The sequence below is a fragment of the Galactobacter sp. genome (assembly GCF_022712295.1).
GTDB lineage: Bacteria > Actinomycetota > Actinomycetes > Actinomycetales > Micrococcaceae > Galactobacter.
Genome location: NZ_JALAGT010000139.1, coordinates 1 through 13505 on the forward strand (window position 1 = coordinate 1; position 13505 = coordinate 13505).

At 65.9% G+C, this 13505-nt stretch carries 12 protein-coding genes and 1 tRNA gene; 3 read left to right on the top strand and 10 right to left on the bottom strand.

Going from position 1 to position 13505, the window contains the following annotated elements:
* Nucleotides 1-145 precede the first annotated feature (145 nt).
* From araA to Q0A15_RS10410, 8 genes are all read right to left on the bottom strand, one after another.
* Nucleotides 146-1648, bottom strand: coding sequence for an L-arabinose isomerase (araA, locus tag Q0A15_RS10375; RefSeq protein WP_291279457.1), 1503 nt, complete (start codon nucleotides 1646-1648; stop codon nucleotides 146-148).
* Nucleotides 1641-2390 (bottom strand): L-ribulose-5-phosphate 4-epimerase, encoded by a 750-nt coding sequence (locus tag Q0A15_RS10380; protein WP_291279458.1) that lies wholly within the window; start codon nucleotides 2388-2390, stop codon nucleotides 1641-1643. The genes araA and Q0A15_RS10380 overlap by 8 nt, the downstream gene beginning before the upstream one ends.
* Nucleotides 2391-2418: 28 nt before the next feature.
* Entirely contained in the window at nucleotides 2419-4020 is a 1602-nt protein-coding gene (locus Q0A15_RS10385; protein ID WP_291279459.1) for an FGGY-family carbohydrate kinase, read from the bottom strand.
* Entirely contained in the window at nucleotides 4017-5042 is a 1026-nt protein-coding gene (locus tag Q0A15_RS10390; RefSeq protein WP_291279460.1) for a sugar ABC transporter permease, read from the bottom strand. The genes Q0A15_RS10385 and Q0A15_RS10390 overlap by 4 nt, the downstream gene beginning before the upstream one ends.
* Nucleotides 5039-6205 (bottom strand): ABC transporter permease, encoded by a 1167-nt coding sequence (locus Q0A15_RS10395; protein ID WP_291279461.1) that lies wholly within the window; start codon nucleotides 6203-6205, stop codon nucleotides 5039-5041. Before Q0A15_RS10395 ends, Q0A15_RS10390 begins: the two co-directional genes overlap by 4 nt.
* Nucleotides 6206-6208: 3 nt before the next feature.
* The gene (locus Q0A15_RS10400) at nucleotides 6209-7813 is read right to left on the bottom strand and encodes a sugar ABC transporter ATP-binding protein (RefSeq protein ID WP_291279462.1); all 1605 of its coding nucleotides are present in this window, start codon (nucleotides 7811-7813) and stop codon (nucleotides 6209-6211) included.
* 137 nt (nucleotides 7814-7950) lie between these two features.
* On the bottom strand, nucleotides 7951-8928 hold the full coding sequence (locus tag Q0A15_RS10405; RefSeq protein WP_291279463.1) for an ABC transporter substrate-binding protein: 978 nt from the start codon (nucleotides 8926-8928) through the stop codon (nucleotides 7951-7953).
* 218 nt (nucleotides 8929-9146) lie between these two features.
* On the bottom strand, nucleotides 9147-10181 hold the full coding sequence (locus Q0A15_RS10410) for a LacI family DNA-binding transcriptional regulator (protein ID WP_291279464.1): 1035 nt from the start codon (nucleotides 10179-10181) through the stop codon (nucleotides 9147-9149).
* Nucleotides 10182-10499: 318 nt separating this feature from the next.
* Between Q0A15_RS10410 and Q0A15_RS10415 the strand changes: the two genes are divergently transcribed.
* The gene (locus tag Q0A15_RS10415) at nucleotides 10500-10997 is read left to right on the top strand and encodes a hypothetical protein (RefSeq protein WP_291279465.1); all 498 of its coding nucleotides are present in this window, start codon (nucleotides 10500-10502) and stop codon (nucleotides 10995-10997) included.
* Between the two features lie 51 nt (nucleotides 10998-11048).
* A tRNA-Ile gene (locus Q0A15_RS10420) sits at nucleotides 11049-11122 on the top strand.
* 94 nt (nucleotides 11123-11216) lie between these two features.
* Here Q0A15_RS10420 and Q0A15_RS10425 read toward each other — a convergent pair.
* The gene (locus Q0A15_RS10425; protein ID WP_291279468.1) at nucleotides 11217-11534 is read right to left on the bottom strand and encodes a zf-TFIIB domain-containing protein; all 318 of its coding nucleotides are present in this window, start codon (nucleotides 11532-11534) and stop codon (nucleotides 11217-11219) included.
* A 173-nt stretch (nucleotides 11535-11707) separates the two neighbouring features.
* Between Q0A15_RS10425 and Q0A15_RS10430 the strand changes: the two genes are divergently transcribed.
* Nucleotides 11708-12490: a phosphotransferase gene (locus Q0A15_RS10430; protein WP_291279466.1), complete on the top strand. Its 783-nt coding sequence runs from the start codon at nucleotides 11708-11710 to the stop codon at nucleotides 12488-12490.
* Nucleotides 12491-12494: 4 nt separating this feature from the next.
* On the opposite strand, the gene Q0A15_RS10435 is transcribed toward Q0A15_RS10430, so the two are convergent.
* Nucleotides 12495-13367, bottom strand: a complete 873-nt coding sequence (locus Q0A15_RS10435) for a LysR family transcriptional regulator (protein ID WP_291279467.1) — start codon at nucleotides 13365-13367, stop codon at nucleotides 12495-12497.
* Nucleotides 13368-13505: the final 138 nt, after the last annotated feature.

The following is a 13505-nucleotide window of genomic DNA, read 5'->3' on the forward strand; positions in this document are numbered from 1 at the left end:
CATTTCAGGAGTCAGTTCCGCCGCCCTCACACCCCCGCACCAGGCACAACTGACTCCCCAACACCGGCCACAGCACAACGAACAGGGCCCGCACCCTCCACGAGGATGCGGGCCCTGCTCATCGCTCCAGAAGAAGCGACTCAGGTCAGCGGGTGAGCTTGGCGATCGCGTCGTTGTAGCGCAGCTCGTTCAGGAAGCCGGGGACGGTGGTGCCCTCGCCGATCTCCACGAGCTCGATGCCGGTCATGGTCGCGAAGGCACGGAACACGTCCACGCCGATGCGATTGGTCATGACGGTGTGGTGCGCGGCTCCTGCGTGCAGCCAGCACGTGGTGGAGGTCGCGAAATCGGGCTTCGGGGACCACACGGCGTGGCCGACGGGCAGCTTGGGCAGTGCGGGCGACTCCACGATGTCCACGGTGTTGGCGGTCAGGCGCAGACGGTCGCCCATGTCTGACAGGGCGACGACCAGGCCCGGACCGGCGTCGGCGGCGAACACCAGGCGCACCGGATCGTCCTTGTCGCCGATGTCCAGTGGGTGAATCTCCAGCTTGGGCTTGGACGCGGTCAGGGACGGCGCCACCTCCAGCATGTGGGCGCCCAGGATCAGCTCGGAACCGGGAGTCAGGTCGTAGGTGTAGTCCTCCATGAGGGACTCACCCCCGGCCAATCCGGTCCCCATGACGTGGGCCAGGCGCACCAGGATCGCGGTCTTCCAGTCACCCTCTGCACCGAAGCCGTAGCCCTCGGCCATGAGCCGCTGCACGGCCAGGCCGGGCAGCTGGCGCAGTTCGCCCAGGTCCTCGAAGTTGGTGGTGAAGGCATGGAAGCCGCCGGATTCCAGGAAGGAACGCAGGCCGAGCTCGATGGCGGCACCGTATCGCAGCGACTCGTGACGGTCGGCACCCGGCAGCAGCTCGGGGGCAACGTCGTAGAGCGAGACGTACTCGGCCACCAGCGCGTCGATGTCGGCGTCCGCCACGGCGTGCACGGCGTCGGCGAGTTCGGTGACGCCCCAGGTGTTGACCTCGACGCCGAGGCGACGCTGGGCCTCGACCTTGTCACCCTCGGTGACGGCGACGTTGCGCATGTTGTCTCCGAAGCGGGCCAGCTTCATGCCGGCTAGCGCGGCACGCCCGGCGGCCGCCCGCTGCCAGGCGGAGACCTCGGCCTGCACCCGCGGGTCGGAGACGTGACCGGACACGGTGGTGCGGGCAACGTCCAGGCGGGAGACGATGTAGCCGAACTCGCGGTCGCCGTGGGCGGCCTGGTTCAGGTTCATGAAGTCGAAGTCGATCTCGTCCCAGGGAGCCTGGGCGTGAGCCTGCGTGTGCAGATGCAGCAGCGGCTTCTGCAGGGCGTCCAGCCCGGCGATCCACATCTTGGCGGGGCTGAACGTGTGCATCCAGGCGCTGACACCGATGACGTTGTCGTCAGCATTGGCCTCGAGCGCCGCGCGACGGATGGAGGAGGAGTCGGTCAGGACCGGCTTCCAGACCACCTTCACGGGGGTGGCGGCGTCCAGCTGCGACGCGATCGCCTGAGACTGTTCGGCGACCTGGCGAAGCGTCTCTTCACCGTAGAGCCCCTGGCTACCGGTGAGGAACCAGACCTCGTAACCGTCGAGGGGGTTGGTGGTCTCAGCCATGGTTGGTGTCCTCCTGGGATGTCGAAGCGGTGTCTGCGAAACGGTCGTCGTCCGACTGCCCGTAAACGTTCTGGTAGCGCGCAAAAAGCTTGTCGATCGCTTCCTGCGGCAAGGGGGTGAGCGGGCCGGACTGTGCGGCGATGTGCACGGTACGGGCCACGTCCTCCACCATGACGGCCGCCTTGACGGCGTCCTTGGCGGATGAGCCGATGGTGAACGGGCCGTGCCCCTTCATCAGGACGGCACGGGAGCGGTGACCGGTCAGCGTGGAGACGATGCCACGGCCGATGGAATCATCACCGATGATCGCGAAGGGTCCAACGGGGATGGGTCCGCCGAATTCGTCAGCCATCGCGGTGATGACGCACGGGATCTCCTCGCCGCGTGCGGCCCATGCCACGGCGTAGGTGGAGTGCGTGTGCACGACTCCCCCGACGTCCGGCATGTTCCGGTACACGTAGGCGTGTGCCGCGGTGTCCGACGACGGGGGACGCTCGGCCCCGGGCGTACCCGGCACCACTTCGCCGTCCAGCGTGCACAGGATCATGGATTTCGGTGTGAGCTCGTCGTAGGAGACCCCAGAAGGTTTGATCACGAAGAGATCCTCGCCGGGCACGCGTCCGGAGACGTTACCGCCGGTCCAGACCACGAGCCCGTAGCGGGTCAGTTCCTGGTGCAAGTCAGAGACCTGCTGTCGTACCTCGTCGATGGCGAGTTGAGTCGCCGCAGAAAAGTCGGTCATGATGTGCTCCTCAGGTGATTCGGCTCGGTCACAGCGAGCCGACGGCGGCACGTTCGGCGGGCAGTGCCGCCTCGTACCGCGTCAGGTACGCGGTGTAGCCGGCCACGAGTTCGGGATCAGGGTCGACGACGGTGGTCGCGGCGTCGGCGAAGACCGCCCGGGTGAGGTACCCGGCCAGGTCCTCCGCGTCGTCGGACACAGGTGCCTCCACCTGCGCCGCGCGGTACGCGGCCAGCACGGCGGCGCCCCAGGCGCCGCCCTCACCGGCCGTGGCCATGACGGCCACGGGCGCGTTGACGGCCGCCGCGAGCACGGACTGTGCTGGGCCCGACGTGCGGAAGAGGCCTCCGTGGCCCTGCAGCGTGTCGATGCGCACGCCGTCTGCTGCGAGGACTCGCATGCCGACCGCGAGCGAGGCGAAGACGCCGTGCAGCTGGGCGCGGGCGAAGTTCGCCAGAGTCAGGCGGGAGCCCGGGGTGCGCAGCACCATGGGGCGGCCGGCCTCGAGGCCAAGGACGGGTTCACCGGAGAGCTGGTTGTAGGCCAGCACCCCGCCTGCATCCGCTTCGCCGTCCATGGCGGCACGCAGCAGCGTCGCGAAGACGTCGTCGGCAGCGGCCGGGGCGCCCATCGCGTCCGCGAAGCGGCCCAGCAGGCCCGCCCATGCTGCGAGTTCGCTCGCACCGTTGTTGCAGTGCACCATGGCCACGGCATCGCCGGAGGGCGTGGTGACGAGGTCGATCTCGTGATGGACGCTGGGCAGGGCGGCCTCGAGGACCACCATCGCGAAGACGGAGGTTCCGACCGAGACGTTGCCCGTACGGGGGGCCACGGCGTCGGTCGCGACCATGCCGGTCCCGGCGTCACCCTCTGCGGGCGCAGCCGGGGCGCCCGACTGCAGCTGCCCGGTGGGGTCCAGCCAGGCCGCGCCTTCCTCGGTGAGGGCACCGGCGTCCGCTCCGGCCACCGCGACCGGAGGAAGCAGATCCCTCAGCGGCGTGGTGAAACCGTGCTCCGCGAACCAGGCATCGGCACGGGCCAGGCGAGGCTCGTCGTAATCACGCGTGTCGGCATCGCACGGGAACATGCCGGAGGCATCCCCGATCCCCAACACGCTGGAACCGGTGAGCTTGCGATGAACCAGGCCGGCCAACGTGGTGAAGGTGGCGATGTCCTGCAGATGATCCTCGCCGTTCAGCACGGCCTGGCCCAAGTGGGCCACGGACCAACGCAGCGGGATGTTCACGCCGAGCACCTCGGTCAGCGCGGCGGCCGCCTCCTGCGTGTTGGTGTTGCGCCAGGTCCGGAAGGGAACCAGCAACTCACCATCGCCATCCAGGGGGAGGTAGCCGTGCATCATGGCGGAGACCGCCACGGCGCGCAGCTTGGTCAGTGCTACACCGTAGGTGTCGTTCACGGTGCTCGCGAGATCGGCGTAGGCCGCCCGTGCACCTGCCTCGATGGACGCCGACGGGTAGGTCCACAGACCGTCCACGAAGTCGTTCTCCCAGTCGTGGATCCCCACGGCCAGCACCTCGTGGTCCTCACCGATCAGGCAGGCCTTGATGCGCGTGGAGCCGAACTCGATGCCGAGACTGGCTCGACCCGACGCGATGATGTCGGCGCTCATGTGGTTTTCCGTTTCAGGTTGACCACGCGCTGCAGCAGCACGAAGACCAGCAGGATGACGCCGGTGATGATGGTGGTGGCCTCGGGAGGCACGGTGCCGTCACGGCTGATCAGCAGCTTCAGCACGCCGAGCACCAGGGCTCCGACCACCGAACCGAACACGAAGCCGTAGCCACCGGTGAGCATGGTTCCGCCGATCACCACTGCCGCAATGGCGTCCAGCTCCCAGCCCACACCGGTGATGTTCTGAGCGGTGCCCAGGCGGGAGGTGTACATGACCGAGGCGATACCGGCCAGGGTGCCGGAGATGACGTAGACGGACATCTTGGTGCGCCCCACGGGCAGGCCCATCAGCTGGGCCGAGTTCTCGGCACCACCGATGGCGTAGACCGTGCGGCCCGTGCGGGTGCGCTTCAGGACCCACCAGGCCACGAGCACCAACACGATCATGACGATCAAGCTGGGGGTGACGCTCACGACGTTGGAGCGAAGCGCACCCTCGTTGAGCTTGATCTTCTCGCCGAACCACAGGTAGCTGGACTCATAGTCCAGGCGCTGGGGGTCGGTGGAGATCATGGAGGCGATACCACGGGCCAGGAACATCATCGCCAACGTCGCGATGAAGGGCTGCACGTTGAAGAACTGGATGAGGATGCCGGAGATGGTGCCGAAGGCCGATCCGATCAGGATCGTCACGACGATGCAGAGCCACACGGGGAGGCCGGCGTTGGCCATCATCACACCCGTCAACGAGGACACCGCGACCACGGCACCCACGGAGAGGTCGATACCACCGGTGAGGATCACGAACGTGAGGCCCAGGGCCAGCACGATCAGGTGGGCGTTCTCGATGAGGAGGTTGGAGAGGGTGCTCGCCTGGATGATCTTGCCGTAGGAGGCCTGACCGTAGGCGAACATCAGGATGAGGATGACCACCGAGGCGATGGTCGGTAGGGCGCTCAGCCAGCCGGAACTCGACTTGCTGCTGCCCGCGGCTGGGGCGTTCAAGGTCGCGGTGCTCATGCCTGCTCCCCCTTCGTCTGTTCTGTGGCGTCGCCGTCGTCAGCCGCGTGCCTGCCGCTACCGGCTGGGGACTCGACTGTGGCCGGTTCCAGGGTCTTCTGCTCGGCGTCGTCGGTCACGACCTCGCCGTCGGTGCTCGGCAGCGTGGGCGGCGTCGGTGACGGCCGTCTCTTGCGTTTGAGCCAGGAGCGCACCCGCTGGGACTGCAGCAGGCAGACCACCACGATCACGATGGCCTTGAAGGCCGGAGTGGCGGTGGAGGGGATGGACAGGAACACCACGGTCTTGTTCAGGGTGGTGATCAGCAGGGCGCCGATCACTGAACCGGCGATGGAGAACTTGCCGCCGGCCAGTGAGGTACCGCCGACCACCACGGCCAGAATGGCGTCCATCTCGAGGTCGAGACCCGTACGGGAGACCTCGACGGTCATGACGGAAGCCGTGGAGAAGATACCGCCGATACCCGCCAGAAGTGCGGAGAGGGCGTACACGGTCAGCAGCAGCGGCTTGGGGCGGATACCGAGCAGTCGGGAGGCCTTGGAGTTGATGCCCAAGGATTCGATCATCATGCCCAACGCCGTACGGCGAACCAAGAGGGCCACGATGACCACGATCACCGCGGCGATGATGGTCACCACGGGGAAACCGATGACGCGGCCGTTGGCGATCCAGTTGACCAGATCGTTCTCGGCAGCCGTGTTCTGCCCGCCGGTGATGACACGGGCGATACCGCGGCCGGAGAGCATCATGATCAGGGTGGTGATGAACGGCTGGAGTCCTACCCAGGCCACCAGAATGCCGTTCACCAGGCCAAGCGCCAGGCTGACCAACAAGGCCAGGCCGAGTGCGGTGAAGGCAGCCCCCACCGTGTTGTCCGCTGAGGACAGGAACTGCATGGTCACGGCACCTGCCACGGCCATGACGGAACCGACGGAGAGGTCGATACCCTCGGTGGCGATGACCAGTGTCATACCCACGGCGATCATCAGGATCGGTGCGGTCTGACGCAGGATATCGATCAGGTTGCCGGAGAGATCACCGGACGAGTTCGAGCTGATGGCCAGGTATCCCGGGTCCTTGATCACGTCGATCAGGAGAAGGACGATCAGGGCCACGAGTGCCCACACGTACTGACGGGCAAAAAGATTCTTGAGTGCAGTCATGGCTCAGGCCTCCTTTTCCGCGTTGTCGGTGGCCTGGTTCTCGGTGTCAGGCTTCTCGTCCACCGCGTCGACGGCCGCGTCCAGGTCTGCGACCGGCTCGGCCTCTTCGGCGATGACGGCCACAATGCTGGCCGGAGTCACGTCCGGCCCGTTCTCGAGTTCCGCGATGACCTGGTGGTCTCGCAGGACGGTGATGCGGTGGCTCAGACGGGCCACCTCGGCGAGTTCCGAGGAGATGAAGACCACGGACATTCCGCCCTCGGCCAGTTCCAGGATCAGGTTGGAGATCTCGGTCTTGGCGCCGATGTCGATGCCACGGGTGGGCTCATCGAGCACCAGCAGTTCGGGTGCCGTGGCGAGCCAGCGGCCAAGCACCACCTTCTGCTGGTTGCCACCGGAAAGGTTCTTGATGGGCCGGTCCGGGTCCGCGGGGCGGACGTTGAGCCGAGCCATGTACTTGTCCACGATCTCGTCGGCCTCCCGCTTGGGCACACGACGGAACCAGCCACGCTTGGCCTGGACGGCCAGGACCAGGTTCTCGCGGACGGTCAGGTCACCGATGATGCCCTCGTCGCGGCGGTTCTCCGACGTCAGTGCGATGCGGTTGGCGATGGCGGTACGGGGCGAACGCAGTTTGACCGACTCGCCGTTCACGGTGATGGTGCCGGTGTCCGCGCTGTCGGCACCGGTGATGATGCGGGCCAGCTCCGTACGGCCGGAGCCGAGCAGGCCGGCGAAGCCCATGACCTCACCCTTCTTCAGGGTCAGGTCCGTGGGATTGATGATGCCCTTGGCGCCCGAACCGGTGAGGACCATGAAGTCCTCGTGCTCGCCGGCCACTCGCTCCGCGGTGGGGGCATCGTCCTGTTCGGTCAGATCCTTGCCGATCATCTCCGCGATCAGCGCCTGGCGAGGGATCTCCGCCGTCAGGTGCTCGGCAATGTACTTGCCGTTGCGCAGTACCGTGAGCCGGTCGCTGATCTCGTAGACCTGGTCCAGGAAGTGGGAGACGAAGAGGATGGCCACACCGCGATCGCGCAGGTCACGGATCACGTTGAAGAGCACCTCGACCTCGTTGGCGTCCAAGGAGGACGTTGGCTCGTCGAGGATCAGCACCTTGGTGTCGGTGACGAGGGAGCGGGCGATCGCCACGAGCTGCTGCACGGCCAAGGCCAGTGAGGACAGCGGCGCATGGGTGTCCAGGTGAGACAGACCCATCTCACCCAGGATGAGGCGGGCACGCTCATGGGTCTTTCGCCAGTTGATGCCGAAGCCCCCGCGGATCTCGTTGCCGAGCATCACGTTCTCACCGATGGTGAGGTTGTCGCAGAGATTGACTTCCTGGTACACGGTCGCGACCCCGGAGGACTGGGCGTCGCCCGGTCCGGTGAAGCTGACCTGCTGACCGTCCACCTCGATGACGCCCGCGTCGATTCCATAGACGCCGGTGAGGGCCTTGATCAGGGTGGACTTGCCTGCCCCGTTCTCCCCCATGATGGTGTGGACCTCGCCGGGCCACAGTGTGAGTCCCACATTGTCCAGGGCCTTGACCCCGGGGAACTCCACCGTGATGCCGGTCATCCGGACCACTGGTTGCGATGTTGGCATCCTTGCCTCTTCCTTCATGCCCGCCTGCGGGCTCCTCACACGGGCGCGGAGACGCCCGGGTGATGGCCTCTTCTTGAACGTGGCACGGCATCGGGGTCAGGACAACGCATGACCCCGATGCCGCACGGGAGTTCGACTCAGTACTTGCGATCCGGGAGGGCCTTCTTGGCTGCCTCCGGGGAATCGAAGACCTCGGACTCGATGACGATCTGCTTGTCGACGTCCTCGCCGTCCACAGCCTTCTTCACTGCATCCACGGCCTGCTCGCCGAAGAGCGGGTTGTACTCACCAACGAAGCTGAGCTCACCCTTCTCGAGTGATTCCAGAGCCGGCTTGGTGCCGTCGATGGTCGCGATCTTGACGTCCTTGCCCGGGGTCAGACCGGCTTCCTTGACTGCCTGTGCGGCGCCGAGGCCCATCTCGTCGTTCTGAGCGAAGACGAACTGGATGTCGTTCTTCTTGGACTTCAGCATGGTCTCGAAGACGGACTTGGCCTTCTCGGTGGACCACTCTGCGGTCTGGGAGTCCACGAGCTTCATGTTCTTGGCGATGGTGGCCTTGAAGCCCTTGTTGCGGTCGTTGACCACGGAGAGCCCGGGGGGGCCTTCCAGCACCGCGTAGTTGGCGCCGTCAGGGAACTGCTCGTTGAAGTACTTGGCCACGTTCTCGGAGATACCCACGTTGTCCGGGGCGATGTGAGAGGTGTACAAGCTGTCCTCGTCGGGCTCGATGCCGCGGTCCAGCAGGATCACCGGGATATCTGCATCCTTGGCTTCCTTCAGGGACTTCTCCCAGCCGGTGGCCTCGGTGGCGGACAGGACGATCGCGTCGACTTCCTCATCCACGAAGGAGGAGAAGGCGCTGATCTGGGAGTTCTGGTCGCCCTTGTTGGAGGGCGAGTACTTGAGGGTGATGTCTGCGTCCTTGAAGGCGGACTTCACATCGTTCTCGTTGGCGTCGCGCCAGCCGCCCTCGGGGCCGACCGCGACGAAGCCGACGGTCAGGTCGCCGTCAGAGCCACTGTTTCCGCCACCGCCGCATGCTGCAAGGCCGAGGGCAAGTGCACCGGTAGCGGCCACTGCCGCGATACCGCGCAAGGATTTGAACTTCGCCATTGGGGTTCCTCCTGGTGTGAATGTGCGTCGTCGCACTCGCCGTGAGTGATGCGTCTCACCGGCCGGAATAGATGTTACCGGTCACAGCGCAGGGCGTGTCAAGCCGGTTCCGAAAAAAGTTTCGGCTCACAGAGTTTGGATTCACGGCCACCGACTACGCCTGCGTCCACCGACCCGGGCCGGGTCGCAAAACTTCGGATCGCGTCGGCGAAGCGGAGCTACGACCGCGGGCGGCCGGTCGAGGAGCGCACCACCAACCGAGGGCGCACCCGTACCCCGGGGACCTCCCTGCCGGGGTGTTCCACCTGGTCAAGCAGCGATCCCACGGCGGAGGAACCCAACGCGGCGAAGTCCTGCCGGATGGTGGTCAGCGGAGGCAGGTAGTGGGCCGACTCCGGCAGGTCGTCGAAGCCCACAACGGACATGTCCTGCGGCACTCGGACGCCCGCGTCGTGCAAACCGTGGATCAGGCCCAACGCCATCTGGTCATTCGCCGCGAACACGGCCGTGCAGTCTTTCTGGGCCAGGACTCGAGCCACGGCGGCGTACCCGGAATCCGGGGTCCAGTCCCCCGCCACCGGCTCCACCACCGGGGCGCCGTTGGCCACCAGGGTGTCCCGCCAGCCACGCTCACGGGCGCGGGCGTCTGCCCAGTCCAGCGGGCCGGCAATGTGCATGATGACGCGATGCCCAGCGTCCAGCAGGTGGGAAACCGCCTGCCGCGCACCGTCGAACTGATCCACCGAGACCGTGGAGGCCGCCTCGGGTCGCTCCGCGTTGACCACCACGTACGGGAGCTGGAGTTTGCGCTCCAGAAGCCTGCGCACGGTCACGACTCTTGGCGCGATGACGATCAGGCCATCCACTCCGTGGTCCATGAGGTGTTCCGCGGCCTCCGACACCGTCAACCCATCCCCCACGGACAACGTGGACACGGTGTAGTCCCTGCTGAAGGCCGCGGACTCGATGGAGCGCAGGGTCGAGGCCGGCCCGGCCTGCCCCACCCCTTCCACGACGACGCCGATGCGCTGGTGACGGCTGGTGGCCAAGGCTCGGGCCACGCGACTGGGCCGGTAGTTGTTCTCCTCCACGACCTTCATGACCTTGGCCCGCGTTGCCGCCGAGGTGTTGGGGTGATCGTTGAGTACGCGAGAGACGGTCTGATGGGAGACACCGGCCAGCTTGGCGATGTCGCGCAGCCCCAAGGACTTCCGTGCGTTCCCCGCTGGACTTCCCTGGTCGGAAACCGGCACCGTCGTCTCCTTCTCGTTGTTTGTTCTGTGAGCCGGTACCGACGACATCGGCCAGGCCCAACGTTTAGCCCTTCACGAACTCCAGCAGCCTCGTGGCACTACCCGCGATGGTCCGATGCCACACCGTGCATTCGCTATTGCCCATCGTAAGCGGTGGGGTAGAGCACGTCAGGATGCCACAGGTTCCACTTAATGACCCACGACCAGAATGTCTCGATCAGGGCGGGTGGCTTACCGGCGCCCGGTCCAGATCCCCCTCGTTGCACGAGCAAGTCCATCTCTTGTCAAACTATATCTTCGACTGTTGATATTGGTGTCATGGAACTCTGGAGCACCCTCATACCTAACTGGATCATGGCGTTGGCCGCAGTAGCCGGTGCTTTTACCCTTGTGGTGGGTTTCAAGGATCTCAAGGACCGCGAACGCGAGCGAGCCAGGGCGGAACGCAAGGAAGTGTCCGATTTGGGCGACCGTGTTCATGTCGACTGGGTCATTGTCCGAGGCCAGTGGGGACTCCTAGTTCAGAACCGCCTGCCCAGCGTTATCGAGAGTCTCCTGGTCCAGTGCAATGGCAATGAAGCCCAGCTCTCCAGGGCCGACGTAGCTTCCGGCGAGTATTTCTTCGCCTCCAAACGCCAGCCTTCCGGCCAGGCCCGCGGTTGGGAACACCCGATCCCCGTGGACCCGGCTCAATGCGAGCGGGTCTCGGCAGGGAAGAACCGCAAGTTCGCCGTGCTCGGAGTCGAATTCACGTACAAGGCCGACCGATACAAGAAAGATGATCACGGCAACGTCGTCATCATCGCCGCTCCGTGACGGAACCGCTGGGACCGATCAACGGTCTGGTGCCGATAGAATGGTCAGGCTGGGGCGGTAGCTCAGTCGGTCAGAGCAGAGGACTCATAATCCTTGGGTCGTGGGTTCAAGCCCCACCCGCCCTACACGAAGCCCCCGGGATCACACGGATCTCGGGGGCTATTCTTGCCCGCGATCGGCTCCAACCCGGCAGGCGCTACATCAACCCATTAGAGACGCCTAGCCGAAGATGTCACCTAGAAACTCGAACGGGCTTTCCTTTTTCTTGCGCCGGTAGCCCCTGGAATCACCGCGCCGATCGCCGTCGTATCGGTCACGGCTACGACGGTCATCGTCATCATCACCACGGCGGCGCCCGCGTGGATCCCACGACTGCACGGCATCGCCTTGGCGGCCGCCCTCGGCCCGGGCTCGGTCCAGCAACTTGTCGAGTTCACCTCGATCGAGCCAGATCCCCCGACACTCGGGGCAGTAGTCGACCTCGATCCCTTGGCGCTCGCTCATCAACAGGGTGGTGCCATCTACGGGACAGTTCATGCCACGCAACGCTATGTACTCAAGTGAGGAACAGCCTGTGTGCGCACTGGGTGTAGCATACGACCACGACGACGCCTGCAGATTATTCCTCGGTCTCGGATCCACGACCCCCGAACCCCTGACTCGGGTCCGAAAGCAGGGTGCAGTTCCGAGAGCGCGAGGAGGATGGAGGCATGTCCACACCGCCCCCAGATCACCCCGTCCCGGGCCGCGTCGCCGAGCTCGCTGAAGGTCGGAACCTCGTCCCCGTGTGGGTCAACGCCCTGGGCGGTGTCACCTTCCGCGCGGGCGGCCCAACGGTCACAAGTTCCGCTGCCCCGGAACTGCACATCAAGTACGGCCCGCTCAATCCCGAGAGCAGCATGGCGGATGAGGTGGCCCGGATGACCTGGCTCCTCCCCCGCCTGCAGGGCACCGGCTTGACCGTCCCCCGAGTCGTGGACCACGGTAGCGACGCGACCCACGAGTGGCTCGTGACCGAGACTCTCCCCTATGCCTCCGTGGTCTCCGAGAACTGGCTTGGCCGCCCCGAGATCGCGATCCAGGCCGGAGCCAGGGCGCTGCGCGCACTGCACGACGCCGTTGACCCGGCCACGTGCCCCTTCGACTGGTCCGTAGAGGCTCGGGTCGCGGCGGCCAGGGCCGCCGGCGCCGAGGTGCCGGACCATCTTCGCCGGTCACCTGCCGTCGGGCCTGTGGTCGATGCGCCAATGGTGGTGGCCCACGGCGACGCCTGCCTGCCCAACACACTCCTCGATGACCGAGGCGAGCCTCGGGCCCTCGTGGATCTGGCTTTGCTCGGGGTGGCCGACGTCTGGGCCGACCTCGCTGCAGCGCTGTGGTCGGTGGATTTCAACTTCGGCTCCGGCTGGCGCGAACCGTACTTGGAGGCCTACGGCATCGAGTTGGACCAACAAGCTCTGGACTTCCACCTGGAGTTGCGGAACTACGCGTGAGACGTCATTTGTCGGAGTACAGCTCCGTGGCCATGGTGATCATCTTCTCCAGTCCGGGCGGGGGCGCTGCCTTGGCCCAGACGAGCTTCACCCCGATGCGCGGTGCGTCCTTCAGCGGCCGATACACCACGCCCGGCCTGCGGTGATGGTGCGCCGTGGCCTCCGTAGTGACCCCCACCGCCTCCTGTGACTGAATGGTATCCAGCCACTCCTCCACGTCCCCGGTCTGCACCAGCATCTGCGGCGCCCGGTCGTGTCCGGCCCACAGCGATTCGTCCGTGGTTCCGGTGCGCCGGTCGGTGGCCACCGTCCGGGTGGCCACCTCATCCAGGGTGAGACTGCGTCGGCGCGCCCAGTGCGGGTCGTCAGCGGCGAAGGCGGCCACACGCCGCTCCAGCCCGACCACAGCGGACTCAAAGCGGTCGTCGTGCAGCGGCGTGCGCATGACGGCGACGTCGCACAGTCCCTCGGCCAGTCCCGAGGTTGCGGTCGGCTGACGGGTCAGCCGTAACGAAATACCGTCAGGTGCGTCCACCTCTGCCTTCCACCGGCGCTGCAACGGGGCGGTGTGTTTGCCCAGACACGCCCACGCGTACCCGAGCCGCAGGACGCGGTCGCGATTGCGCACACTCTCGTCGAACCTCTTGGCTTCCGCCAGCAGGCGTTTCGCCGTCTCGAGAACCTGGCCGCCGGTCGGTGTGGGCTCGCAACCGCGTGCGCTACGCCTCAACAGTTGCTCTCCGACGCTACGTTCCAACGCCGCGATGGTCCGTGACACCGAGGCCTGCGAAACATGCAGCACCTCGGCTGCGTCGGTGAAGGATCCATAGTCTGCAGCGGTCACCAGATAGCGCAGTTCGCGGAGATTCCAGTCCATACGTTAACCGTATACCATGACCAAAAGTTGCACTGGTCGTAAGTTATTGGCGCTCCCTACGATCGCTACATGTCCACCGCGCCCGACACCGCCCCCCTGCCCGTCGTCCAGGTCTCCTACACGTCCACCACCCCGACC

What these genes read in the sequence shown, in the direction of transcription:
- araA (WP_291279457.1), bottom strand. Translation starts at nt 1,648, where the DNA reads ATGGCTGAGACCACCAACCCCCTCGACGGTTACGAGGTCTGGTTCCTC.
- Q0A15_RS10380 (WP_291279458.1), bottom strand. Translation starts at nt 2,390, where the DNA reads ATGACCGACTTTTCTGCGGCGACTCAACTCGCCATCGACGAGGTACGA.
- Q0A15_RS10385 (WP_291279459.1), bottom strand. Translation starts at nt 4,020, where the DNA reads ATGAGCGCCGACATCATCGCGTCGGGTCGAGCCAGTCTCGGCATCGAG.
- Q0A15_RS10390 (WP_291279460.1), bottom strand. Translation starts at nt 5,042, where the DNA reads ATGAGCACCGCGACCTTGAACGCCCCAGCCGCGGGCAGCAGCAAGTCG.
- Q0A15_RS10395 (WP_291279461.1), bottom strand. Translation starts at nt 6,205, where the DNA reads ATGACTGCACTCAAGAATCTTTTTGCCCGTCAGTACGTGTGGGCACTC.
- Q0A15_RS10400 (WP_291279462.1), bottom strand. Translation starts at nt 7,813, where the DNA reads ATGCCAACATCGCAACCAGTGGTCCGGATGACCGGCATCACGGTGGAG.
- Q0A15_RS10405 (WP_291279463.1), bottom strand. Translation starts at nt 8,928, where the DNA reads ATGGCGAAGTTCAAATCCTTGCGCGGTATCGCGGCAGTGGCCGCTACC.
- Q0A15_RS10415 (WP_291279465.1), top strand. Translation starts at nt 10,500, where the DNA reads ATGGAACTCTGGAGCACCCTCATACCTAACTGGATCATGGCGTTGGCC.
- Q0A15_RS10425 (WP_291279468.1), bottom strand. Translation starts at nt 11,534, where the DNA reads ATGAACTGTCCCGTAGATGGCACCACCCTGTTGATGAGCGAGCGCCAA.
- Q0A15_RS10430 (WP_291279466.1), top strand. Translation starts at nt 11,708, where the DNA reads ATGTCCACACCGCCCCCAGATCACCCCGTCCCGGGCCGCGTCGCCGAG.
- Q0A15_RS10435 (WP_291279467.1), bottom strand. Translation starts at nt 13,367, where the DNA reads ATGGACTGGAATCTCCGCGAACTGCGCTATCTGGTGACCGCTGCAGAC.